The organism is Streptomyces sp. NPDC033174 (assembly GCF_055577795.1).
In genome coordinates this window covers 72,237-95,989 of sequence record NZ_JBVIPQ010000010.1, presented here as the reverse complement: position 1 = coordinate 95,989, position 23,753 = coordinate 72,237, and the positions used below count along the sequence as shown (strand labels likewise).

Annotated in this window: 22 protein-coding genes and 1 pseudogene; 8 read left to right on the top strand and 15 right to left on the bottom strand. The window is 70.7% G+C overall.

From position 1 onward, the window contains the following. Positions 1–8 precede the first annotated feature (8 nt). The 3 genes from ACZ5VC_RS28145 to ACZ5VC_RS28135 all read right to left on the bottom strand — a co-directional run bounded on the left by ACZ5VC_RS28145 (position 9) and on the right by ACZ5VC_RS28135 (position 2,730). Complete coding sequence (locus ACZ5VC_RS28145; RefSeq protein WP_469122798.1) at positions 9–872, bottom strand: MetQ/NlpA family ABC transporter substrate-binding protein; 864 nt, start codon at positions 870–872, stop codon at positions 9–11. 68 nt (positions 873–940) lie between these two features. Next, positions 941–1,612 (bottom strand): methionine ABC transporter permease, encoded by a 672-nt coding sequence (locus tag ACZ5VC_RS28140; RefSeq protein ID WP_468709341.1) that lies wholly within the window; start codon positions 1,610–1,612, stop codon positions 941–943. After that, positions 1,609–2,730, bottom strand: coding sequence for a methionine ABC transporter ATP-binding protein (locus tag ACZ5VC_RS28135; RefSeq protein ID WP_469122797.1), 1,122 nt, complete (start codon positions 2,728–2,730; stop codon positions 1,609–1,611). Before ACZ5VC_RS28135 ends, ACZ5VC_RS28140 begins: the two co-directional genes overlap by 4 nt. A 583-nt stretch (positions 2,731–3,313) precedes the next feature. On the opposite strand from ACZ5VC_RS28135, the gene ACZ5VC_RS28130 reads away from it, so the two are divergent. After that, entirely contained in the window at positions 3,314–3,682 is a 369-nt protein-coding gene (locus tag ACZ5VC_RS28130; protein ID WP_469122796.1) for a hypothetical protein, read from the top strand. A gap of 58 nt (positions 3,683–3,740) precedes the next feature. Then, on the top strand, positions 3,741–4,106 hold the full coding sequence (locus ACZ5VC_RS28125) for a hypothetical protein (RefSeq protein ID WP_469122951.1): 366 nt from the start codon (positions 3,741–3,743) through the stop codon (positions 4,104–4,106). Here ACZ5VC_RS28125 and ACZ5VC_RS28120 read toward each other — a convergent pair. From ACZ5VC_RS28120 to ACZ5VC_RS28110, 3 genes and pseudogenes are all read right to left on the bottom strand, one after another. Continuing rightward, a complete protein-coding gene (locus ACZ5VC_RS28120) occupies positions 4,103–4,585 on the bottom strand; it encodes a GNAT family N-acetyltransferase (RefSeq protein ID WP_469122795.1) in 483 nt (160 codons plus the stop codon). The genes ACZ5VC_RS28125 and ACZ5VC_RS28120 overlap by 4 nt on opposite strands. 39 nt (positions 4,586–4,624) lie before the next feature. After that, positions 4,625–5,136: pseudogene (locus ACZ5VC_RS28115) on the bottom strand (RNA polymerase sigma factor). Between the two features lie 407 nt (positions 5,137–5,543). Continuing rightward, positions 5,544–6,704 (bottom strand): glycerophosphodiester phosphodiesterase, encoded by a 1,161-nt coding sequence (locus tag ACZ5VC_RS28110; protein ID WP_469122794.1) that lies wholly within the window; start codon positions 6,702–6,704, stop codon positions 5,544–5,546. 286 nt (positions 6,705–6,990) lie between these two features. On the opposite strand from ACZ5VC_RS28110, the gene ACZ5VC_RS28105 reads away from it, so the two are divergent. Then, entirely contained in the window at positions 6,991–7,662 is a 672-nt protein-coding gene (locus ACZ5VC_RS28105) for a lysophospholipid acyltransferase family protein (protein WP_468709353.1), read from the top strand. A 101-nt stretch (positions 7,663–7,763) separates the two neighbouring features. Here the strand turns inward: ACZ5VC_RS28105 and ACZ5VC_RS28100 are convergent, their stop codons facing one another. Together ACZ5VC_RS28100 and ACZ5VC_RS28095 are read right to left on the bottom strand one after the other, a co-directional pair. Then, positions 7,764–9,308 (bottom strand): MFS transporter, encoded by a 1,545-nt coding sequence (locus ACZ5VC_RS28100; protein ID WP_469122793.1) that lies wholly within the window; start codon positions 9,306–9,308, stop codon positions 7,764–7,766. Then, the gene (locus ACZ5VC_RS28095; RefSeq protein ID WP_469122792.1) at positions 9,305–9,856 is read right to left on the bottom strand and encodes a TetR/AcrR family transcriptional regulator; all 552 of its coding nucleotides are present in this window, start codon (positions 9,854–9,856) and stop codon (positions 9,305–9,307) included. Before ACZ5VC_RS28095 ends, ACZ5VC_RS28100 begins: the two co-directional genes overlap by 4 nt. Positions 9,857–9,940: 84 nt before the next feature. Between ACZ5VC_RS28095 and ACZ5VC_RS28090 the strand changes: the two genes are divergently transcribed. Next, positions 9,941–10,447, top strand: coding sequence for an HAD domain-containing protein (locus ACZ5VC_RS28090; RefSeq protein ID WP_469122791.1), 507 nt, complete (start codon positions 9,941–9,943; stop codon positions 10,445–10,447). Between the two features lie 22 nt (positions 10,448–10,469). On the opposite strand, the gene argH is transcribed toward ACZ5VC_RS28090, so the two are convergent. Together argH and ACZ5VC_RS28080 are read right to left on the bottom strand one after the other, a co-directional pair. Beyond that, positions 10,470–11,897: an argininosuccinate lyase gene (argH, locus tag ACZ5VC_RS28085; RefSeq protein WP_469122790.1), complete on the bottom strand. Its 1,428-nt coding sequence runs from the start codon at positions 11,895–11,897 to the stop codon at positions 10,470–10,472. 90 nt (positions 11,898–11,987) lie between these two features. Further along, positions 11,988–13,181, bottom strand: coding sequence for an argininosuccinate synthase (locus tag ACZ5VC_RS28080; RefSeq protein WP_469122789.1), 1,194 nt, complete (start codon positions 13,179–13,181; stop codon positions 11,988–11,990). Between the two features lie 182 nt (positions 13,182–13,363). Between ACZ5VC_RS28080 and ACZ5VC_RS28075 the strand changes: the two genes are divergently transcribed. Continuing rightward, on the top strand, positions 13,364–14,053 hold the full coding sequence (locus ACZ5VC_RS28075) for a L,D-transpeptidase family protein (protein ID WP_469122788.1): 690 nt from the start codon (positions 13,364–13,366) through the stop codon (positions 14,051–14,053). 43 nt (positions 14,054–14,096) lie between these two features. On the opposite strand, the gene ACZ5VC_RS28070 is transcribed toward ACZ5VC_RS28075, so the two are convergent. From ACZ5VC_RS28070 to argC, 5 genes are read right to left on the bottom strand one after another with little or no spacing between them, the layout of a single operon-like run. Continuing rightward, a complete protein-coding gene (locus ACZ5VC_RS28070; protein WP_468709363.1) occupies positions 14,097–14,633 on the bottom strand; it encodes an arginine repressor in 537 nt (178 codons plus the stop codon). A gap of 10 nt (positions 14,634–14,643) precedes the next feature. Then, positions 14,644–15,852, bottom strand: coding sequence for an acetylornithine transaminase (locus ACZ5VC_RS28065; RefSeq protein WP_469122787.1), 1,209 nt, complete (start codon positions 15,850–15,852; stop codon positions 14,644–14,646). Further along, a complete protein-coding gene (gene argB, locus ACZ5VC_RS28060) occupies positions 15,849–16,751 on the bottom strand; it encodes an acetylglutamate kinase (RefSeq protein WP_469122786.1) in 903 nt (300 codons plus the stop codon). Before argB ends, ACZ5VC_RS28065 begins: the two co-directional genes overlap by 4 nt. Beyond that, positions 16,748–17,899: a bifunctional glutamate N-acetyltransferase/amino-acid acetyltransferase ArgJ gene (argJ, locus tag ACZ5VC_RS28055; protein ID WP_469122785.1), complete on the bottom strand. Its 1,152-nt coding sequence runs from the start codon at positions 17,897–17,899 to the stop codon at positions 16,748–16,750. Before argJ ends, argB begins: the two co-directional genes overlap by 4 nt. Further along, positions 17,896–18,936, bottom strand: a complete 1,041-nt coding sequence (argC, locus tag ACZ5VC_RS28050) for an N-acetyl-gamma-glutamyl-phosphate reductase (RefSeq protein ID WP_469122784.1) — start codon at positions 18,934–18,936, stop codon at positions 17,896–17,898. The genes argJ and argC overlap by 4 nt, the downstream gene beginning before the upstream one ends. Before the next feature lie 230 nt (positions 18,937–19,166). Between argC and ACZ5VC_RS28045 the strand changes: the two genes are divergently transcribed. The 3 genes from ACZ5VC_RS28045 (at position 19,167) to ACZ5VC_RS28035 (ending at position 23,747) form a co-directional block, all read left to right on the top strand. Then, the gene (locus ACZ5VC_RS28045) at positions 19,167–21,389 is read left to right on the top strand and encodes an NADP-dependent isocitrate dehydrogenase (RefSeq protein ID WP_469122783.1); all 2,223 of its coding nucleotides are present in this window, start codon (positions 19,167–19,169) and stop codon (positions 21,387–21,389) included. A gap of 215 nt (positions 21,390–21,604) precedes the next feature. Further along, positions 21,605–22,585, top strand: a complete 981-nt coding sequence (locus tag ACZ5VC_RS28040; protein WP_469122782.1) for an alpha/beta hydrolase — start codon at positions 21,605–21,607, stop codon at positions 22,583–22,585. Then, on the top strand, positions 22,578–23,747 hold the full coding sequence (locus ACZ5VC_RS28035; RefSeq protein ID WP_469122781.1) for an acyltransferase family protein: 1,170 nt from the start codon (positions 22,578–22,580) through the stop codon (positions 23,745–23,747). The genes ACZ5VC_RS28040 and ACZ5VC_RS28035 overlap by 8 nt, the downstream gene beginning before the upstream one ends. The last annotated feature ends 6 nt before the right edge of the window (positions 23,748–23,753 follow it).

The window sequence follows — 23,753 nt, the reverse complement described above, 5'->3', positions numbered from 1 at the left end:
CGCGGGCCCTACTTGGCCGCGCCGAAGGCCGGAATGACCGAGCCGTTCTTGTACGTGTCCTCGATGTACTTCTTCACCTCGGGCGAGTTGAGGAGCTTGGCGAGCTTCTGCACGCGCGCGTCCTTCTCGTTGCCCTCCTTGACGGCGAGGAAGTTGGCGTAGGGGTTGCCCTCCGCCTTCTCCAGGGCCAGGGAGTCGGTGGCCGGGTTGAGCTTGGCCTCGATGGCGTAGTTCCCGTTCACGACGGCGGCGTCCACGTCGTTCAGGGCGCGGGGCACGGTGGCGGCCTCCAGCTCCTTGAACTCCAGGCCCTTCTTGTCGGTGATGTCGGAGAGCTTGCCGTTGGAGCCGACGCCGTCCTTGAGGGTGATCAGACCGTTGTCCGCGAGCAGCTTGAGCGCGCGGCCGCCGTTGGTGGTGTCGTTGGGAACGGCGATGGTGTGGCCGGCCTTGAGGTCCTTGAGGTCCTTGACCTTCTTGGAGTAGAGGCCGAGCGGCTCGAGGTGGACGTTGACGACCGGGACGATGTGGGTCTTGTTCTTCTGGTTGAAGTCGTCCAGGTACGGCTTGTGCTGGAAGAAGTTGGCGTCGACCTGGCCGGACTCGGTGGCGGTGTTCGGCAGGACGTAGTCCGTGAACTCCTTCACCTCCAGCTTCAGGCCCTCCTTCGCGGCGAGCTTGTCCTTGACGAAGTTGAGGATGTCGGCGTGCGGCGTCGGGGACGCGGCGACGACGAGCGCCTTGGAGGTGTCGGCGTTGCCGTCCTTGTCCTTGGAGGAGGACGGGTCCGAGGCCGTGCCGCAGGCGGTGAGGCCGAGGGCGAGCGCGGCGGTGGCGGCGGCAGCGGCGGTGAGCTTGATGTTCTTACGCACGAAAAGTGCCTCTTTCTGGTGGTGCGACGGACGCCCGGACAAGGAGTGCGGGCTTGTTGGGGAAGAAGTCAGGAGCTGGTGCGGCCGCGGCGGGCGAGGAGCCGGACGGCACCGTCGCCGATGAGCTGGACGACGGTGACGATCGCGATCAGCACGACGACGGTGACCAGCATGAACTGGGTGTCGAAGCGCTGGTATCCGTAGGTGATCGCCTTGGATCCGAGGCCTTCGCCGCCGACCGCGCCGGCCATGGCCGAGTAGCCGATGAGGACGATGACGGTCGTGGTGACGGCGGAGACGAGCGAGGGCAGGGCCTGCGGCAGCAGGACCTTGCGGACGATCGTGGGGACGGATCCGCCCATGGACTCGACCGCTTCGACCAGGCCGTGGTCGACCTCGCGGATCGCCGTCTCGACGAGTCGCGCGAAGAAGGGGATGGCGCCGATGGCGAGCGGGACGATCATCGCCGTGGGGCCGATGAAGGTGCCGACGACCAGGGTGGTGAACGGGATCAGGGCGATCAGCAGGATGATGAACGGCAGCGAGCGGCCGATGTTCACGATCACGCCGACGACCTTGTTCACCACGGCGTTCTGCAGCAGTCCGCCCTTGTCGGTGAGGACGAGGAGGATGCCGAGCGGCAGTCCGCCGCCGATCGTGACGAGCGTGGCCCACAGCACCATGTAAAGGGTGTCGATGGTGCCCTGTTCGAGCAGGGGCTGCATCTCCGACCAGGTCACTTGGCACCTTCCTTGGCCAGCGGGGCGCTCTGCGCCGGTACGGACGGGGCGTCGGCGCCCGGGACGGTGTCGGCCGGGCCGTCCGCGGCCGGGGCGGCGTCCGCCTCGACCGTGTCCGCGTCGACGACCTCGACCTGGAGGCCCTGCTCGCGCAGGAAGCCGACCGGGACGACGTTCTCCTCGTAGCGGCCGGGGAGTTCGATCCGCATCCGGCCGACCTGCTTGCCGGCGACGGTGTCCATGGCGGCGCCGAGGATCGAGATGTCGATGTTGTACGTACGGGACAGCTGGGAGATCACCGGCTGGGTGGCGGCCTCGCCGTGGAACGTCACGTCGACGACGGTGCGGTCGGGGCCGGAGGCGTCGCCGGTCACCGGGAAGAGCTCGGCGGCGAGCTCGGAGCCCGGGGTGGCGAGCAGTTCCCCGACCGTGCCGGACTCGACGATCCTGCCGCCGCGCATCAGCGCGGCCGAGTCGCAGACCGTCTTGACGACGTCCATCTCGTGCGTGATGAGCAGCACGGTCAGGCCGAGCTGCTGGTTGAGGTCGCGCAGAAGCTGCAGGATCGAGCGGGTGGTCTCGGGGTCGAGGGCGCTGGTGGCCTCGTCGGAGAGCAGCACCTTGGGGTTGCCGGCCAGGGCGCGGGCGATGCCGACGCGCTGCTTCTGGCCGCCGGAGAGCTGGGCGGGGTAGGCCTTGGCCTTGTCGGCGAGACCGACGAGGTCGAGGAGTTCCAGGGCGCGGCGGGAGCGTTCGGCTCCGGAGAGGCCGAGGATTTCCAGCGGCAGTTCGATGTTGTCCTTGACGGTGCGCGAGGACAGCAGGTTGAAGTGCTGGAAGACCATGCCGATGCTGCTGCGGGCGCGGCGCAGGTCCGCGCCGGCGCGCCGGCCGCGGCCTGCCAGGGCGGTGAGGTCGACGCCGTCGACGGTCACCGTGCCGGCAGTGGGGCGCTCCAGCAGATTGACGCAGCGGATGAGCGAGGACTTTCCGGCGCCGCTCTGGCCGATCACGCCGAATACCTCGCCCTCACGGACGTGGAGGTCGACGCCGTCCAGAGCGGTGACCTGGCGGCCTCGCGACTCATAGACCTTGGTCAGGCCCGAAGTGGTGATCACAGGGGGTTTCCGTCACTGTCGAGTGCGCGGCGCGGGGTCCGCCGGGCACGGGGCATTCGTCATTCGGACAGTCAGGCGCGGGGAGCCGGCTCGGCTGGTGGCCGGGAGACGGCGTGTGCGCGGGGCAGGCCCGGTCCGGTGGTTCGTACGGACGCGAGGCATGGCTGTCGGGTCTCGCTTCGGGGCGCGAGGCTCAGGCAGGGGCCCTCAGAAGGCGCACATTCGACACATACAACGAGCACCGGGCGTCGTGATCGCCTCGGTCGCAAGGGTGCGGCTGCTCGTCGTGGTCATGTGCGCCAGTAAACCAGACACCCTTGCGAGCCGATGGACGGTGTCCGTATAGCGGACAGAACTTCATCGCCATACGGACAGCCGGACGGAGACCGTGATCCCCGGGTGTCCCGCCGTGGCCTGGGCCGACACCGCCGGAGAGGTCGCTGACGACGGCATCGGCGAGGAGCTCGGAGCCCGCGTGCGTTGTGGCCAAGGCCACGGCCTCCTCCGCGAGGCGCTCCCTGCCCGGCGTCCGCCGCCGGGGTCGCCCGCACCGGGCCTTTTGGCCCGTAATACCCTCGGGGCCATGCTTGACGCCCTGACGGTCGCGGTCGCCGTGGCCGCGCTCGCCCTCGCCGCCTGGTGCGGCTTCGCCTTCTCACGGGACCAGCCGACGAAGGACTGGCACTTCATTGGCATGGCCGTGGTCACGGTCCTGGCGCTGGCACAGCTGGTCGTCGGGATCGTGCAGCTGGCCCGCGGCGAGAAGGCCGACGAGGGCACGACGATCTTCATCGCGTATCTGCTCGGGGCGCTCCTGGCAGTACCGGCGGCCGGTTTCATGTCCCTGACCGAGCGCAGCCGCTGGGGCTCGGCGACGGTCACGGCCGGCGCGGTCGTCCTGGCGGTGCTGGAAGTACGGCTGTACGACATCTGGGGAGGCATCGGTGCCTGAGCCGACGACGTCCGCTGCCCCCACCGGGGGGAGGACCCGGCTGGTCGAGGGTCCCGGCATGCTGCTGGTGTGGCTGTATTCGGTGATGTCGGTCGGCGCGGTCTCCCGCTCCGTCTACCAGATCGCCACCGAATACGACCGGGCCCCGCTCGCGTACGCGCTCTCAGCTGTCGCCGCCGTGGTGTACGCGTTCATCACCTACACCCTTTTCCGGGGCGGTGAGACGGCCCGCCGCGCGGCGCTGGTGTGCTGCGCGGCCGAGCTGGTGGGGGTCGTGACCGTCGGGACCTGGACGCTGGCGGACCCGTCCGCGTTCCCGGACGCCACGGTCTGGTCCGAGTACGGCATGGGCTACCTCTTCATTCCCGTCCTGCTTCCGGTCACCGGAATCCTCTGGCTCCGCAGGGCCCGCCGGGCCGCCTAGGCGGCCTTCTCCAGGATGACCAGGGTGAGTCGGGGGCCGACCTCGCGCGTGGCCACGGCTTCGTAGCCCCTGCTGCGGTACAGCCGCAGGTTGCCCTCGCTGCGATGCCCGGTGAAGAGCCGGAAGCGCTTGGCGGCGGGAGCGGGATCGGCGGCGAAGTGCTGCTCGATGGCGTCGAGAAGACGGCCGCCGAGACCGTGGCGCTGCAACCGGGGATGGACGATGAGCTTGGCGATCCTGACCGTGCCGTCGTCGTCCGCGGTGGCACGTACGGACGCCACGACCTCGTCGCCGAGCCGCGCCACCAAAGCGTGGCCCCGGTCGAGTTCGGTCCTCAGCGCGTCGAGTGACTGGGTGAGGGGCTCGATGGTGTAGTCGCCGTACAGCTCGGCCTCGCTCTGGTAACACAGGTACTGCAGCTTGAGGATCTGCTCGGCGTCCTGTGCGCCTGCCGCTGAGATGGTCACGCTCATGCCCATGTGCGCATGCCTCCCGCTCACCTGGTCCGCCCGGTCGGTCTACCGCTCCTTTCCCCGGAGTTCAGGAGCGGAACCTCTGTAGCGAGCATTCTGCGCAGGCATCCCAGGCATCGGGAACGCATCGGCCCCAGACTGCCCTGTGAGATACCCAACTCGCCTGCGATCTCCCGGTAGGTGGGGTCGGCCGGAGACAGCATCGCGGTGAGCAGGCTCGGGCACCGGCCGGGCGTGCGGCGGACCGCCGCGCGCAGGACCCGGCGGCGTTCGGCGACGAGGAGGGCGCGCTCGGGCGAGGCGTGCGGGTCCTGGGCGGGTGCGTGTGCCTCGTCCGTGTAGCGCTGCTCACGGGCGACCGTGCGGCGCGCCTGGCGGGCCTCGGCGCGGACGGCGCGGCGCAGCCAGTCGGCGGGGCGCTCGGGGGCGCCGTCGTCCTGGAGACGTTCCAGGAGCCGCAGCCAGACGGCCTGCTCCAGGTCGCCGGGTTCGACGCCCGCGGCGGCGGCCTCGGCCAGGGACTCGGCGGCGAGCAGGGGGCTCAGGGCGCCGACCAGTTCGGGCGCGGCGGAGGGCGCGCGCCGCGCGTCCGTGGTCGGGGCGTTGGTGTCCGGGACGGCGTCGTCCCCCGCCTCGCTGTCCGTGACCCCGCCGTCCCTCACCCCGCCATCCGCGTGCCGGCGGTCCCTCACTCCGCCGTCAGTCTCCCGCCGGTCCCTCACTCCCCCGTCCGGCCCCTCGCCGTCCGGTCCGTTCGCCGGGGGCTCCCCGCCCGCCGCCCGAGTGCCCGCAGCCGCGGCGCCCGCTGCCGCGCTGGTCGCCGCCGCGTCGCCCGTCGTCATGTCGCTGTGCGCCGTGTCGCTGTTCGTCATGACGGGCACGACACACGGAGTTCGCGGCTTGGTTGCCCTCCCTGCCACAAACCCCTCGTCCGGGTGCGCCTGCGGGCCGTCCGGGTTACGGCTCAGCGGCCGGTGAAGTCCGCCGCCGCCAGCAGGCCCGTGTCCGGGTTGTCCGTGAAGATGCCGTCGATGCCCGTCCCGAAGTAGACCTTCAGCGCGCCGAAGGCGTCGCCGTACGCCGCCGGGTCGGTGCCCCGCCGGAATTCGGCCGGCAGGAAGGTGTTCTCGTTGCGGGCCGTGTACGGATGGAGGATCAGCCCCTCGGCGTGGGCGTCCCGGACCAGCGTGGTGGCCGTCGTCAGCCTGCCGTTCGCGTCCTTGGGGATGATCAGGTCCAGCGTCGGGCCCAGGCCCTGCGCGAACGACGCGATCCACTTCAGCCCCTGGGGAGTGATCAGATCGGCGACCGTGCGCGGATCCCCCGCCTCGACGAAGTCCCAGGGGCGCGTGGTGGCCCCGGAGAGCAGCACCACCCTCGGCGAGGAGACGAGCCGGGAGAGCCGCTGGATGCTGCTCGGCTCGAACGACTGCAAGAAGACCGGGGAGTCCGCGCGGTGGCGTCCGTACCGGCGCAGCAGCTTCGCCAGCCGCTCCTCCAGGGCCAGGCCGATGCCCCGGAAGTACGAGGGGTGCTTGGTCTCGACGTGCAGCCAGACCGGGCGGCCGCGGCGCCGGCCCTCCTTCTCGGCCCAGCGCAGCACCTCCTCGAACGTGGGGATCTCCCAGCGCCCGTCGTAGAGGGTGTTCTCCTGGCGCGTGCCGGGGATGCGCTCCTTGGCTCGCAGGGTCTTGAGCTCGGCGAGCGTGAAGTCCTCGGTGAACCAGCCGGTGAGGGAGATGCCGTCGACGGACTTGGTCACCTTGCGGGACGCGAACTCGGGGCGGTCGGCGACATCGGTGGTGCCGGTGATGTCGTTCTCGTGACGGCAGACGAGATGGCCGTCCTTGGTGGGGACGAGATCCTGCTCGATGACATGGGCACCCATGTCGAGGGCGAGCTGGTAGGAGCCGAGGGTGTGCTCGGGGCGGTAGCCGCTGGCGCCCCGGTGGGCGATGACGGTCGGCACGGGCAGTTCGTGGCCGGGCGGGCGGTGCCCGCCTCCCTCCGCGTTCCGCGCGGCGGCCGGGGTCGGGACGCCGATCGCGCCGAGGGCCGCGGAGCCCAGTACCGCCGCTCCGAGAACGGTCCGCCGGGCCGGGGTCCTGCGCGCGCCCTGTGTCATCGCACTCTCCTTCTTCCGCTGTTTCCGCGCCGTGCCGGTGTGATGTCCCGCACCTGTCAAACGGAGGCTGATCGTAGGCACCTACGCCGTACGGAGGGCAGACCCTCGACGAACAGGCCGAAAACTCACGTCAACACTGCGTATCCACTCGGTGAACCCGATGTGCGCGCGGAAGCGACCCGCGAGTATCGTCCTCACCTGCACAGACCACGTGCACGGACCAGCTGTACAGATCACCTGCCCAGACCGTCGGCCGTCCACGACCGCCACGACACCGGAGGAACCGTTGTCCCGTCTCGCGCTCATCAAGGCAGTGCTCGGACCGATCATGCGCCTGATGTTCCGCCCACGCGTGGAAGGCGCGGAGAACATTCCCGGGACCGGTCCCGTCATCCTGGCGGGCAATCACCTCACCTTCATCGACTCCATGATCATGCCGATCTGCCTGGACCGCCCGGTCTACTTCATCGGCAAGGACGAGTACGTCACGGGCAAGGGCCTCAAGGGCCGGCTGATGGCCTGGTTCTTCACGAGCGTCGGCATGATCCCCGTCGACCGTGACGGCGGCCGCGGCGGTGTCGCCGCGCTGATGACGGGCCGGCGCGTGCTGGAGGAGGGCAAGATCTTCTCGATCTACCCGGAGGGCACCCGCTCCCCCGACGGCCGGCTGTACCGGGGCCGTACCGGCATCGCGCGGCTGACGCTGATGACCGGCGCTCCGGTGGTGCCCTTCGCCATGATCGGCACCGACAAGATCCAGCCGGGCGGCGCGGGGCTGCCACGCCCCGGACGGGTGACCGTCCGCTTCGGCGAGGCGATGGAGTTCTCCCGTTACGACGGGATGGACCGCGACCGTTATGTGCTGCGGGCGGTGACGGACTCCGTGATGGCCGAGGTGATGCGGCTGTCGGGTCAGGAGTACGTGGACATGTACGCGACCAAGGCCAAGGCCGCGTAGCACTTCCGGCCACGGGAGCACGAGAACGCGAGACGCGGCAGCTCGGGCAACTCTGCAACGATGTGGGCCCCGACCGGTGACCGGTCGGGGCCCACATACGTCTACGGGTGCTCGACACCCTCTTCCAGGTTCTGGCCCTTCAGCAGGAACCACGCCGCCACCGCCGTCGTCAGCAGCACCGCCGCACCGACGCCCGCCGCGAAGTGAAGACCCTCGACGAAGGCGTCCTGGGCCGCCGAGACCAGCGCCGGACCGCTCGGGGCCGGCAGGGCGGAGGCCGCTTCCACCGCGCCACCGAGGGACTCGTGCGCCTCGGCGGCGGCGCCGCCCGGGACGCCCGGCGGAGTCGCGAAGCCCTGGTAGGCGCCGGTGACGATGGAGCCGAGCAGGGCGATGCCGAGCGCGGCGCCCAGTTCGTACGCGGTCTCCGACACCGCCGAGGCCGATCCGGCCTGCTCGCGCGGGACGCTGGAGAGGATCACGTCGGCGGTGACGGTGAAGGCGAAGCCCGCGCCCACGCCGACGACCAGCAGGGCCGCGCCGAGCAGCGGATACCCGGTGGTCCGGTCGAGGGTCGTCAGCGCGGCGAGCGCGAGGCCGACCGCCGCGAGACCGCCGGCCACCACGGACCGTACGGAGAAGCGCCGGGCGACCGTACCGGCGATCAGACCGGCCGTCACCGCGCCGATGGCGGCGGGCAGTTCGGCGAGGCCCGCCTCCAAGGGCTGTCGGCCCTGAACCAGTTGCAGGAACTGGGAGAGGAAGAAGATCAGGCCGGACAGTCCGAGAATGGTCAGCAGGTCGGCGAGCACCGCGCCGGAGAAGCCGCGGTGGTGGAAGAGCCGCATGTCCAGCAGCGGTGACGGCAGGGTGAGCTGCCTGCGGACGAACCATGCCAGCGCGCCGAGGCCGATGGCGGCCGAGAGTGCCACATCCAACCGGAAACCGTGCGCCGCCGCCTCCTTGACGGCGTAGACGACACCGATCATGCCGATGAGCGACAGGCCGACGCTGATCAGGTCCCAGGGGCCGGGCGACGGGTTCTTCGACTCGGGGATCATCTTCACGCCGACGATCACCAGGACGGCCATGACCGGCAGGTTGATCAGGAAGACCGAGCCCCACCAGAAGTGTTCGAGCAGGAAGCCGCCGACGACGGGTCCGACGGCCGCGCCGGCGGAGGCCATCGCGCCCCAGACACCGACGGCGAGGCTGCGCTCGCGCGGGTCGTGGAAGAGGTTGCGGATGAGCGCCAGCGTGGACGGCATCAGGGTCGCACCGGCCACACCGAGCAGTGCCCGGGCGGCGATCATCATCTCGGGGCTGGTGGCATAGGCGTTGAGCACCGAGACGGCACCGAACGCGACGGCGCCGGTGAGCAGCAGCTTCTTGCGGCCGATGCGGTCACCCAGGCTGCCCATGGAGACCAGCAGTCCGGCGATGACGAAGGAGTAGACGTCACCGATCCAGAGCAGCTGGGTGCCGGACGGCTTGAGGTCCTCGCTGAGGAAGGGGGTCGCGAGTCCGAGTACGGTGGCGTCCACCGCCACCAGCAGTACGGCCAGGACGAGAACGGCGAGAGCCAGCCACCGTCCCGGGCGGCGCACCACCTCCGCGTCCCTCGCGAGCTGGTCGGTACTGGTCATTTCTCCACGCTCCTGCGTGCTCCGCCGAGCAACAGCTCGACGATCATGTACTGGAAGTCCTTGCCCGCGACGCGGCCGTCCTGGACGGCCCAGGCGCAGGTGCCGATCAGCCCGTAGAGGGCCTCGGTCAGCCAGGCGGGGGTCAGGTCGATGCGGAACGCGCCCTGCTCCTGGCCGCGCCGGAAGAGCGCGGACACGCGGGCGTCGAGCCGGGACCAGCCCTCGTTCTGCTGGTCGCCCTCGAAGAGCTGGTTCTCGGTGACCAGGAAGGCCAGCAGTCCGGCGACGGGCTCCACCTCGGTGACGAGCCGGCGCAGGGCGTCCTCGGCGCTGCCGGCGTCGAGCCTGGCGGCTTCGAGCGCCGTGTCGAATTCCGCGATGCCCAGCTCCTCCAGCGCCCTGACCAGCGCCTCTCGCCCGGCGAAGTGCCGGTGGAGGGTGGCCCGGCCGATCCCGGCGGCCCGCGCGACCTCGTCCATGGTGGCCGTGGACTTGCGGGAGAGAAGGGCGGCGGCGGTGCGGAGGACCTGCTCACGATCGACTGACATGAGACAACCATACACCGCCTGAGACATCTCTGTCTCATTCGATATTTCCATGCCTCATCGAGGGGCGAGAGGAATGCTGGGACCATGAAGCCGCTGCTGTTGATCGACGTGGACGGTCCGCTCAATCCGTACGCCGCGCAGAAGGAGCGAAGACCGGCGGGGTACGCCACACACCGGATGCGGCCCTCGGGGTGGAATGAGACCAAGCCGCTTCGGGTCTGGCTCAACCCCGGGCACGGCGAGGAGCTCCTCGCGCTCACCGACTCCTACGAGCTCGTCTGGGCAACGACCTGGAAGGGCGAGGCCAACGACTGGATCGGTCCCCATCTCGGTCTGCCCGCGCTGCCGTTCATCGACTGGCCCCAGATGCACGGAAAGGCCCCTCACGGGACCTTCTGGAAGACGCAGTACATCGTTGAGTACGCCGCCGGGCGGCCGTTCGCCTGGGTCGACGACGACATCACGCCGCACGACCACGAATTCGTGGAGCGGAAACACCTCGCCGCCGCCCTGCTGCTGCACGTCGATCCCCGGATCGGACTGATCCGGCCGGACTTCGACACGCTCGCGCAGTGGGCGGCGGCGCTGTGACCCCTGAGGGGCCCTTGCTGACCTACTTCTTGGCGGTGGCCCAGGCGTGCTGGATCACCAGGTCCGCCTTCACCTCGACCAGCTGGGTGGCGACGGCCGAGGGGGCGGTGCCACCACGGCCGCTGCGGGAGGCGAGGGCGCCGGGGACGTTGAGGACCGTCCGGACCTCGGGGGTCAGGTGCTCGGAGATCTTGGCGAACTGCTCGTCGGTGAGTTCGTCCAGCTCGATCCCGAGGCTCTCGCACTCCTTGACGCACTCGCCGGCGACCTCGTGCGCCACCCGGAAGGGCACGCCCTGCTTGACCAGCCACTCGGCGATGTCGGTGGCGAGGGAGAAACCGGCCGGGGCCAGCTCCTCCATGCGCTCCCGGTTGACGGTCAGCGTGGCCATCATGCCGGTGAAGGCGGGGAGCAGGACTTCCAGCTGGTCGCAGGAGTCGAAGACCGGCTCCTTGTCCTCCTGCAGGTCCCGGTTGTAGGCGAGCGGGAGGGCCTTGAGGGTCGCGAGGAGCCCGGTCAGATTGCCGATGAGGCGGCCGGACTTGCCACGGGCCAGCTCGGCGATGTCGGGGTTCTTCTTCTGCGGCATGATCGACGAGCCGGTCGAGAAGGCGTCGTGCAGGGTCACGAAGGAGAACTCCTTCGTGTTCCAGAGGATGACCTCCTCCGCGATCCGGGAGAGGTTCACGCCGATCATCGCGGTGATGAAGGCGAACTCGGCGACGAAGTCGCGCGAGGCCGTGCCATCGATGGAGTTGCCGACCGAGCCGCGCTCGAAGCCCAGGTCCCGGGCGACCGCCTCGGGGTCCAGACCGAGTGAGGAGCCGGCCAGGGCGCCGGAGCCGTACGGCGAGACCGCGGTCCGCGTGTCCCACTGGCGCAGCCGCTCGGCGTCCCGGGAGAGGGACTGGACGTGGGCCAGGACATGGTGGGCGAAGAGCACCGGCTGGGCGTGCTGGAGATGCGTACGGCCGGGCATGGCGACGTCCGCGTGGGCCTCGGCGAGGCCGACCAGCGCGTCCTGGAGGTCGGCGATGAGGCCGCCGATGATCCGGGCGTGGTCGCGCAGGTACATCCGGAAGAGGGTGGCGACCTGGTCGTTGCGGGACCGGCCGGCGCGCAGCTTGCCGCCCAGGTCGGCGCCGAGGCGCTCCAGGAGACCCCGCTCCAGGGCGGTGTGGACGTCCTCGTCGGCGATGGTGCCGACGAAGGAGCCGTCCGCCACATCGGCCTCGAGCCGGTCGAGACCGGCCAGCATGCGCGTGAGCTCGTCGTCGGTCAGCAGGCCTGCCTGGTGGAGCACGCGCGCGTGGGCACGGGAGCCGGCGATGTCGTACGGCGCGAGCCGCCAGTCGAAGTGGACCGACGCGGACAGCTTCGCCAGCGCCTCGGCCGGACCGTCGGCGAAGCGGCCGCCCCAGAGCCGGACGTCACCGTTGTTGCTGCTCACTGCATGCTCCTCAAGACAAGGGTGGGATACGCCGCCGCCTCCCCTTCCCCCGGCGGAGGAACAGGGAGGCGGCTGTCGAACGAGTCGTACTTACGCGAGGTCACGCTTCGCGGCGATCTTCGCGGACAGCGCGAAGATGTCGATGAAGCCCTGTGCCTTCGACTGGTCGAAGGTGTCGCCGGAGTCGTAGGTCGCCAGGTTGAAGTCGTAGAGCGACTCCTCCGACTTCCGGCCGGTGACGACGGCGCGGCCGCCGTGCAGGGTCATCCGGATGTCACCGGTAACGTGCTGGTTGGCCTCGTTGATGAAGCCGTCCAGGGCGCGCTTGAGCGGGGAGAACCACAGACCGTCGTAGACCATCTCGCCCCAGCGCTGCTCGACCTGACGCTTGTAGCGGGCCAGCTCGCGCTCGACGGTGACGTTCTCGAGCTCCTGGTGGGCGGTGATCAGGGCGATCGCGCCGGGAGCCTCGTACACCTCACGGGACTTGATGCCCACGAGCCGGTCCTCGACCATGTCGATCCGGCCGATGCCCTGGGCTCCGGCGCGCTCGTTGAGCTGCTGGATGGCCTGCAGGACGGTGACGGGCCTGCCGTCGATGGCGACCGGGACGCCCTCCTTGAAGGAGATGACGACCTCGTCGGCCTCGCGGGCGACGGCCGGGTTCTGCGTGTACTCGTAGATGTCCTCGATCGGCGCGTTCCAGATGTCCTCGAGGAAGCCGGTCTCGACGGCCCGGCCGAAGACGTTCTGGTCGATGGAGTACGGGGACTTCTTCGTGGTCGCGATCGGCAGGTTCGCCTTCTCGGCGAAGGCGATGGCCTTGTCGCGGGTCATCGCGTAGTCACGGACCGGGGCGATGCACTTCAGGTCCGGGCCGAGCGCCTGAATGCCCGCCTCGAACCGCACCTGGTCGTTGCCCTTGCCGGTGCAGCCGTGGGCGACGATGCCGGCGTCGTGCTTCTTCGCGGCGGCGACGAGGTGCTTGACGATGGTCGGCCGGGAGAGCGCCGAGACCAGCGGGTAGCGGTCCATGTAGAGGGCGTTGGCCTTGATCGCCGGGAGGCAGTACTCGTCGGCGAACTCGTCCTTGGCGTCCGCGACCTCGGCCTCGACCGCACCACAGGCGAGCGCGCGCTTGCGGATGACGTCCAGGTCCTCGCCGCCCTGGCCGACGTCCACGGCGACGGCGATGACCTCGGCACCCGTCTCCTCGGCGATCCAGCCGATGGCGACGGAGGTGTCCAGGCCGCCCGAGTAGGCGAGTACGACGCGCTCGGTCACGGGTTTCTCCTTACCTTGCAATCACTGATGGGTATAACTATGCAGAGCTCCGTATGTTTTGTCAACGTCGCCGCAAAGTCGCTGGTACGGGGAGCGGAGATCCCTGATCGACGAGCGGTGCGGCCGCCGAACGGCCCAGTACCGTGTGGCCGGCCGGGCACGCCGGCCCTAGCGTCGCGATCATGCGTACCGTTCTCGCGCTCGGCGCCGTCCTGGTCGGTCTGCTCACCGGTCATGAGACTCACCCGCCACTGCCGGCTCGCATGGCCGACACCGGCGGAGGCAGCCAGCTGATCACCGCCGAGGCGCCGCGCGCCGGGTCCACCACCGGGAGGGTGACCTGGTGGGACCTGCGGGGTGGGCGCTGGATCGAGGCAGGGTCGGCGCCCGCCCGGTTCGGGAAGAACGGGCTGACGGAGGGCGAGCGGCGGGCGCAGGGAACGTCCACCACGCCGACCGGTCTGTACGCACTGCCGTACGCCTTCGGGAACAAGGCCGCGCCCGCCGGGACCGCGTACCCCTACCGCCGGGTGACCGAGCGGTCCTGGTGGTGCCAGGACAACGGCTCACGGGCGTACAACCGCTGGGTCGAGGGGCTGCCGCCGCACTGCCGGGCGGCGGAGGCCGAGCATCTGGTCGCCTACGGGACGCAGTACGCGCACGCTCTCGTCATCGGCTTCAACTACGACCGGCCGGTGCGCGGCCGGGGCGCAGGGATCTTCCTGCACGTCGACGGGCGCGGGGCGACGGCCGGCTGTGTCTCCGTGCCTGCCGGGGCAATGGCCCGGATCCTCGCCTGGGCCGAACCGGCCCGCCGCCCCCACATCGCGATCGGGACCAGGCGCGGGCCGACGGCGGTCAGCCGCTACTGATCCCGCTGCGGGGACCCAGCCCGGCAAGATCCGAAAGACTGCCCTAGCGGTCGTTCTGCGCGAGGCGCAGCAGATGGTCGGCGAGCGCCTGGCCGCCCGCCGGGTCGCGGGAGATGAGCATCAGGGTGTCGTCGCCGGCGATGGTGCCGAGGATGTCGTTCAGCTCGGCCTGGTCGATGGCCGACGCGAGGAACTGCGCGGCGCCCGGCGGGGTGCGCAGGACCACGAGATTGGCCGAGGCCTCGGCGGAGATCAGCAGTTCGCCGGAGAGGCGCCGCATGCGCTCCTCCTTGGCGGACTCGCCGAGCGGCGCCTGTGGGGTGCGGAATCCACCCTCGCTCGGCACCGCGTAGATCAGCTCACCGCCGGTGTTGCGGATCTTCACCGCGCCCAGTTCGTCCAGGTCCCGGGAGAGCGTCGCCTGGGTGACGCTCAGCCCGTCGTCCGCGAGCAGCTTCGCCAACTGGCTCTGCGAGCGCACCGGCTGCCGGTTGAGGATGTCCACGATCCGCCGGTGCCGGGCGGTCCGGGTCTGCGGTACGGACGGCCCGCCGTGCTCGGTGTCCTGCGCGTCGGTCATCGTCGTCGTCTCATTCCCCGGATCGTCCTGCCTGGTACACCGCGTCGAGGACGCCGGGCAGCGCCCGGAGGAACGTGTCCACCTCGTCGTCCCCGATGATCAGTGGCGGCATGAGCCGTACGACATCGGGGGCGGGCGCGTTCACCAGGAGACCGGCGTCCTGAGCCGCCTTCTGCACCTGGGGCGCGAGGGGCTCGGTGAGCACGATACCCAGCAGCAGACCCGCGCCACGGACGTGGGAGACCAGCGGGTGGCCGAGCGCCTCGGTTCCCTCCCGCAGTTTCTCGCCGAGTCGCTTCACCGCGTCGAGCGTCCCGTCGGCCGCGAGGGTGTCGATCACGGCGAGCCCCGCGGCGCAGGACACCGGGTTGCCGCCGAAGGTCGTGCCGTGGTGACCGGGCTTCAGCAGGTCGGCGGCCGCGCCGAAGGCGACGGTCGCGCCGAGCGGCAGCCCGCCGCCGAGGCCCTTGGCGAGGGTGACGACGTCCGGCTCCACGCCGTCGTGGCCCTGGTGCTCGAACCAGTGCCCGGTGCGGCCGATGCCGGTCTGCACCTCGTCGAGGACGAGAAGGGTGCCGGTGGCGCGGGTGATCTCACGGGCGGCCTTCAGATAACCGGCGGGGGGCACGACCACGCCGTTCTCCCCCTGGATCGGCTCGATGATCACGAAGGCGGTCCGTTCGGTGACGGCGGCGCGCAGGGCGTCGACGTCTCCGTAGGGCACATGCGTGACCTCGCCGGGCAGCGGCCGGAACGGCTCCTGCTTGCCGGGCTGGCCGGTCAGGGCGAGGGAGCCCATGGTGCGGCCGTGGAACCCGCCGGTGGTGGCGACCATGTGCGGGCGTCCGGTGAGCCGGCCGATCTTGAAGGCCGCTTCGTTGGCCTCGGCCCCGGAGTTGCAGAAGAAGACCCTGCCGGGGCGGCCGAAGAGCTGGAGCAGCCGCTCGGCGAGGGCGACGGGCGGCTCGGCCACGAAGAGGTTGGAGACATGGCCGAGGGAGGCGATCTGCCGGGAGACGGCCTCGACGACGGCGGGGTGGGCGTGGCCGAGGGCGTTGACCGCGATACCGCCGACGAAGTCGATGTACTCGGTGCCGTCGGCGTCCCATACCTTCGCGCCCTCGCCGCGCGCCAGGGACAGCTTCGGTGTGCCGTAGTTGTCCATCAGCGCGCCCTGCCAGCGCAGGGTCAGTGCTTCATTGCCACGTGTGCCGCTCATGACGCCCCCTGGCCGTCGGGCACGACCATCGTGCCGATGCCCTCGTCGGTGAAGATCTCCAGCAGGATCGAGTGCGGCACCCGGCCGTCGATCACACGGGCGGTGGTGACCCCGTTGCGCACGGCGTGGAGGCAGCCCTCCATCTTGGGGACCATGCCGCTGGAGAGCTCGGGCAGCAGCTTCTCCAGCTGGCTCGCCGTGAGGCGGCTGATCACCTCGTCGCTGTGCGGCCAGTCCTCGTAGAGTCCCTCGACATCGGTGAGGACCATCAGCGTCTCGGCGCCGAGGGCCGCGGCGAGCGCGGCCGCCGCCGTGTCGGCGTTGACGTTGTAGACGTGGTTGTCCTCGGCGCTGCGGGCGATGGAGGAGACGACCGGGATGCGGCCGTCCTCCAGGAGCGCCTCGATCGCGCCGGCGTCGACCGAGGTGATCTCGCCGACCCGGCCGATGTCCACGGACTCGCCGTCGATCTGCGGGAAGTGCTGGGTGGCGGTGATGGTGTGGGCGTCCTCGCCGGTCATGCCGACGGCGAGCGGACCGTGTTCGTTGAGGAGCCCCACGAGCTCGCGCTGGACCTTGCCGGCCAGCACCATGCGGACGACGTCCATGGCCTCGGGCGTGGTCACCCGCAGACCGGCCTTGAACTCGCTGACCAGGCCGTGCCGGTCGAGCTGCGCGCTGATCTGCGGGCCGCCGCCGTGCACGACGACCGGCTTGAGGCCGGCGTGGTGCAGGAAGACGACGTCCTGGGCGAAGGCCGCCTTCAGGTCCTCGTCGATCATGGCGTTGCCGCCGAACTTGATGACGACGGTCTTGCCGTGGTGGCGGGTGAGCCAGGGCAGCGCCTCGATGAGGATCTGCGCCTTGGGCAGGGCCGTGTGCTTCCGTGTCTGGCTCATGAGCTGTACGCGCTGTTCTCGTGGACGTAGTCGGCGGTGAGGTCGTTGGCCCAGATGACGGCCGACTCGTCGCCGGCGGCCAGGTCAGCGGTGATCTCGACCTCCCGGTAGCGCATGTCGACCAGGTCGCGGTCCTCGCCCACGCCGCCGTTCTTGCAGACCCAGACGCCGTTGATGGCGACATTGAGCTGGTCGGGCTCGAACGCGGCCTTCGTGGTGCCGATGGCTGAGAGCACCCGGCCCCAGTTGGGGTCCTCGCCGTGGATGGCGCACTTGAGGAGGTTGTTCCGGGCGATGGAGCGGCCCACCTCGACGGCGTCGTCCTCGGAGGCGGCGTTGATCACCTCGATACGGATGTCCTTGCTGGCGCCCTCGGCGTCGCCGATGAGCTGGCGGGCGAGGTCGTCGCAGACGGTCCGTACGGCCTCGGCGAACTCCTCGTACGCCGGCGACACCGCGGCCGCGCCGGAGGCGAGCAGCAGGACCGTGTCGTTGGTCGACATGCAGCCGTCGGAGTCGACCCGGTCGAAGGTGACCCGGGTGGCGTCGCGCAGGGCCTTGTCGAGCGTCGGGGCGTCGAGGTCCGCGTCGGTGGTGAGGACGACGAGCATGGTGGCGAGGCCGGGAGCGAGCATGCCCGCGCCCTTGGCCATGCCGCCGACGGTCCAGCCGTCCTTGGTCACCACGGAGGTCTTGTGGACGGTGTCGGTGGTCTTGATGGCGATGGCGGCCTTCTCGCCGCCGTGCTCGGACAGCTCACCGGCGGCCTTCTCGACGCCCGGCAGCAGCTTGTCCATCGGAAGGAGGACGCCGATGAGGCCGGTGGAGGCGACGGCGACCTCGCCGGCGCCGATGCCGAGCACCTCGGCCACCTTCTCGGCCGTCGCGTGCGTGTCCTGGAAGCCCTTGGGGCCCGTGCAGGCGTTGGCGCCACCGGAGTTGAGGACGACGGCGGACACCTCCCCGCCCTTGAGGACCTGCTCGGACCAGAGGACGGGCGCGGCCTTGACGCGATTGGAGGTGAAGACGCCCGCCGCGGCCAGACGGGGCCCGTTGTTGACCACGAGGGCCAGGTCCGGGTTGCCGTTCTCCTTGATCCCGGCGGCGATGCCCGCCGCCGTGAATCCCTTCGCTGCGGTCACGCTCACGGCGCAACTCCAATCGCGGAAAGACCCGTCTCCTCGGCGAACCCGAGGGCGATGTTCATGCTCTGCACCGCGCCGCCGGCGGTGCCCTTGGTGAGGTTGTCGATGGCGCTGATCGCGATGATGCGCTGCGCCGCCTCGTCGTACGCGACCTGGACCTGAACGGCGTTGGAACCGTAGACGGACGCCGTCGCCGGCCACTGCCCCTCGGGGAGCAGGTGGACGAACGCCTCGTCGGCGAAGGCCTTCTCGTAGGCGGCCCGTACGGTCTCCGCCGTCACACCCGGCTTCGCCTTGGCCGAGCAGGTGGCGAGGATGCCGCGGGCCATCGGCGCGAGGGTCGGCGTGAAGGACACCGTCACCTTCTCGCCGGCCACCGGGCCGAGGTTCTGGATCATCTCCGGGATGTGCCGGTGGCCGCCTCCGACGCCGTACGGGCTCATCGAGCCCATGACCTCGGAGCCGAGCAGATGAGGCTTGAGGGCCTTGCCCGCGCCGGAGGTGCCGGTGGCCGCGACGACGACCGCCTCCGGCTCGGCCAGGCCGCTCTCGTAGGCCGGGAAGAGCGCGAGGGACACGGCGGTCGGGTAGCAGCCGGGCACCGCGATGCGCCGGGAGCCCTCCAGGGCCGCGCGGGCACCCGGGAGCTCGGGGAGGCCGTACGGCCAGGTGCCGGCGTGCGGGGAGCCGTAGAACTTCTCCCAGTCCGCGGAGTCCTTCAGCCGGTGGTCGGCGCCCATGTCGATGACGAGGACGTCCGGCCCGAGCTGCTCGGCGACCGCGGCGGACTCGCCGTGCGGGAGCGCGAGGAAGACGACGTCGTGCGGCCGGTCCTGTCCGGCGAGCACCTCGGCGGTGGTCGGCTCGAGGATACGGTCCGCCAGCGGCAGCAGATGCGGCTGCAGGGAGCCGAGCCGCTGACCCGCGTTGGAGAAACCGGTCAGGGCGCCGATCTCCACCTCGGGGTGGGAGAGAAGCAGACGCAGGACCTCTCCGCCCGCGTATCCGCTCGCTCCTGCCACTGCTGCACGTACCGTCATCGAACCCTCCTCGGCGATGGCATGACTATACGCATCACCGCAGTTTTATGCAATGCTCCAGCCGTCGCGAGTGATCCACTGAACGAGCCTAGTTCGCATCGGCGCTCCGCATGAGGGATACGGAGAGAAGATCGGCGAAGGGAGGGAAGGGGTCTGTCGAGACGGAGGCGCTCACGAGATATCTTGATGTCGAGCAATCTCGCAGACGCAGACGTGGAGCGGAGCACCCGGTGACTGACTCGACCATCATCTACACCCACACTGACGAGGCGCCTGCCCTGGCGACGTACTCGTTCCTCCCCGTGATCCAGGCGTACGCGTCGACCGCCGGGGTGAATGTCGAGACCCGTGACATCTCCCTGGCCGGCCGGATCATCGCCAGCTTCCCCGAGCGTCTCGAAGAGGGGCAGCGCATCGACGACGCCCTCGCCGAGCTCGGCGAACTGGCGAAGACGCCCGGGGCCAACATCATCAAGCTGCCGAACATCTCGGCCTCGATCCCGCAGCTGAAGGCGGCCGTCGCCGAGCTTCAGGCGCAGGGGTACGCGCTGCCGGACTACCCGGACGACCCCAAGACCGACGAGGAGCGCGAGATCCGCGCCCGCTACGACAAGGTCAAGGGCAGCGCCGTCAACCCGGTCCTGCGCGAGGGCAACTCCGACCGCCGCGCCCCGGCGTCGGTGAAGAACTACGCCAAGGCCCACCCGCACCGCATGGGCGCCTGGTCGCCCGAGTCGAAGACGAACGTCGCCACCATGGGCGCCGACGACTTCCGCTCCACCGAGAAGTCCGCGGTCGTGGCCGAGGCCGGCTCGCTGCGCATCGAGCTCGCGGGCGAGGACGGCTCCACCACCGTGCTGCGCGAGTCGGTACCGGTCCTCGCGGGTGAGGTCGTCGACGCGTCCGTCATGCGCGTCGCCGCCCTGCGCGAGTTCCTCGCGGCGCAGGTCGCCCGTGCCAAGGCCGAGGGCGTGCTGTTCTCGGTGCACCTGAAGGCCACGATGATGAAGGTCTCCGACCCCATCGTCTTCGGCCACGTGGTGCGCGCCTTCTTCCCGAAGACCTTCGCGAAGTACGGCGAGGTGCTCGTCGCCGCGGGCCTCTCCCCCAACGACGGCCTCGGCGGCATCCTGAAGGGCCTGGAGTCGCTGCCCCACATGGGCGACGAGATCAAGGCCTCCTTCGAGGCCGAGCTCGCCGAGGGCCCCGCCCTCGCGATGGTCGACTCCGACAAGGGCATCACCAACCTGCACGTGCCGAGCGACGTCATCGTCGACGCCTCCATGCCGGCCATGATCCGCACCTCCGGCCACATGTGGGGCCCCGACGGCCAGGAGGCCGACACCCTCGCCGTCCTCCCGGACAGCAGCTACTCCGGCGTGTACCAGGTCGTCATCGACGACTGCCGGGCCAACGGCGCCTTCGACCCGGCGACGATGGGCTCGGTGCCCAACGTCGGTCTGATGGCGCAGAAGGCCGAGGAGTACGGCAGCCACGACAAGACGTTCGAGATCGCGACCCCCGGCACCGTGCGGGTCGTCGACGGCACCGGCAACGTCGTCCTGGAGCAGCGGGTCGACGCCGGTGACATCTTCCGGATGTGCCAGACCAAGGACCTGCCGATCCAGGACTGGGTCAAGCTCGCCGTCACCCGCGCCCGCGCGACCGGCAACCCGGCCGTGTTCTGGCTCGACGAGAGCCGTGCGCACGACGCGACCCTCATCGAGAAGGTCCGGACGTACCTGGCCGACCACGACACCGAGGGCCTTCAGATCGAGATCATGTCGCCGGTCGAGGCGACGGCGTTCTCCCTGGAGCGCATCCGCCGCGGCGAGGACACCATCTCGGTCACCGGCAACGTCCTGCGTGACTACCTGACGGACCTCTTCCCGATCCTGGAGCTCGGCACGAGCGCCAAGATGCTCTCCGTCGTCCCGCTGATGAACGGTGGCGGTCTGTTCGAGACCGGCGCCGGCGGCTCCGCGCCGAAGCACGTCCAGCAGCTGGTCAAGGAGAACTACCTGCGCTGGGACAGCCTGGGCGAGTTCCTCGCGCTCGCGGTCAGCTTCGAGCACCTCGCGACGACCACGGGCAACGCCCGCGCCCAGGTCCTCGCCGACACCCTCGACCGCGCGACCGGCACCTTCCTCAACGAGGACAAGTCGCCGAGCCGCAAGCTCGGTGGCATCGACAACCGCGGCAGCCACTTCTACCTGGCCCTGTACTGGGCGCAGGAGCTGGCGCAGCAGACCGAGGACGCCCAGCTCGCGGAGGCGTTCGCGGCCCTGGCCAAGACGCTGTCCGAGCAGGAGCGGACCATCGTCGACGAGCTGATCGCCGTTCAGGGCTCGCCCGCCGAGATCGGTGGCTACTACCAGCCCGACCCGGCGAAGGCCTCGGCGGTCATGCGCCCGTCGGCGACCTTCAACCAGGCGATCGCGACCCTCGGCTAATACCTGACGGGGCGTTCCCGCGTCCCGGTCCGTTCCGCCCCGGCAGGCCTCCGCCCGCCGGGGCGGACGTGTGTCCGGGGCCGACGCACCCCGTACCCCTCATACCTGAGAGCCAGTCGGAAGGTGCGTACCCCGGCGGGACGCGGACGACGCGGCATGATCCATAACTTCGTCACCGGAAGCACCCATCCCTCCGGTACGAAAGGACGTTCACCATGGCGTCCCGCCCACGCGGCACCTCTCGGCGCGGCTCTCGTCTGCGGCGCACTCTTCTGGCCGCGCTGGTCGCGGCCTCGGTGGCGGTTCCGGTGTCCGGGGCCGCCGGCCCGGCCGGGGTCCCGGCCCCGGTGCCGGTCGGGCTCGGCCCGTTGCGGGCGGCGACGCCGGACGTTCTCGGCGCGCGGTATGCCGCGAGCCGTGAAGGGATCCACGCGGCCCGACGGATGGCCGAGGCGCACGGGGACCGTAGGCGGGCCGCCGCGCTGGAGGCGATGGCGGACCCGGGACGGTACTTCCTGTCCTTCGACGGGCGCGCCGGCGGGCGCACGGTGGAGGTGTTCGGCGACCTGGCCGGGGCCGACCGGGTGGCCGTCCTGGTCCCCGGGTCGGACACGGGCCTGGAGACGTACGGACGGTTGCGGGCCGGGGCGACGGCGTTGCGACGGGAGCTGGGCGCACGGTCGGCGGTCGTGGCGTGGCTGGGTTACCGGACGCCGGGGACGGTGAGCCCGGCGGCGCTGACGCCGGGGAGGGCCGAGGAGGCCGCCCCGGAACTGGCGGGCTTCGTCACCGGGTTGGGGGCGGTGAAGCCCGGGGTGCGGATGGCGTTGGTGTGTCATTCCTACGGTTCTGTGGTCTGCGCGCATGCGGCCTCGGGGCTGCCGGTCACGGACCTCGTGCTGTACGGGAGCCCCGGCACCGGATTCGAGAATGCCGCGGCCCTGCGCACCCGGGCCCAGGTCTGGGCGGGCCGGGGCGCCGGCGACTGGGTGGCCGCGGTGCCGCATGTGCGCCTTCCGCTGCTGTTCACCGAGGTCGGATTCGGGACCGATCCGATGACGGAGGAGTTCGGTGCCCGGGTCTTCGACGCCGGCGCAGGCGGTCACAGCGACTACCTCACCCCCGGCTCGGCCTCCCTGGCCGCCATCGCCCGCATCGTCCAGGGACGGATGCCGAAGGAGCCGGGTCATGCGTGAGCTGGTGCGGCGGATCGACGCCGCGACGCCGCCCGGCCGTGACCGTGGACTCGACGCCCTGCGCGCCCTCGCCATCCTGGGCGTCGTCCTCGGACACTGGCTGGTCACCGCGCTGATAGCCGACACCGGCACCCTGCGTGCCGCGAGCCCGCTGACACATCTGCCGCAGTTCACCGCGGTCTCCTGGCTGTTGCAGACCCTGGCCGTCTTCTTCCTCGTCGGCGGCCATGTGGGCGCCGGGAGTTACGCCTCCGCCCGGATGCGCGGCCACACCTACCGGCAGTGGCTGGGCGCCCGGCTGGGACGCCTCTTCGGACCGGTCGCCGCCGTGCTCGCCGTCTGGACCCTGGCCGCGGGCGTCATGCTCGCCTCCGGCGTCACCTGGGCCACCGTCCACGCCCTGGGCAAACTCGTCCTGTCGCCGCTGTGGTTCCTCCTCGTCTTCGCCGCGCTCACGGCGGCGACGCCGCTGGTCGCCCGGCTCCATCCGCTGTGGCCGCTCGCCGTCGTCCTCCACGTGGACGTGATCCGCTTCGGCCTCGACGGCCCGCAGGACCTCGGCTGGATCAACGTCGCGGCCGGCTGGCTGGTGCCGTACTGCCTCGGCGCGTCCTTCGCCCGCAACGGCCTGCCGGGCCGCGCCACCGGCTGGGCCCTCCTCGCCACGGGCACGGCGGTGACCGTTGTGCTGGTGCTGTTCGCGGGCTATCCCGCGTCCATGGTCGGCGTCCCCGGCGCCGAGGTCTCCAACCTCAACCCGCCCACGCTCGCCGCCGTCACCTTCGGCCTCGCCCAGAGTGGCGCGGCGCTCCTGCTCCTGGGCCCCCTGCGGCGCGTCCTCCAACACCCGGCCGCCTGGGCTGCGGTGGCGCTGGTGAACCTCTCCGCGATGACGATCTTCCTGTGGCACCAGACCGCGATGATGGCCACCACCGCCCTCGCCCTCGCCACGGGGCACCATCTCCCCGGCCTCCACACCCTCCCCGACGGCCCGGCGTGGATACTCGCGCGCCTCGCCTGGCTCCCCGTCTTCGCCCTCGCCCTCCTCATCTGCTGGGCCGCCTTCCATACGTACGAACGGGGCGGGAAAGGCAGACGCGGTGGAAGCCGGGTCGTACGCGAGCAAGGGGCCGCCCGACCGGCGGAGGTGCGGCGTGCCTAGGGTGGA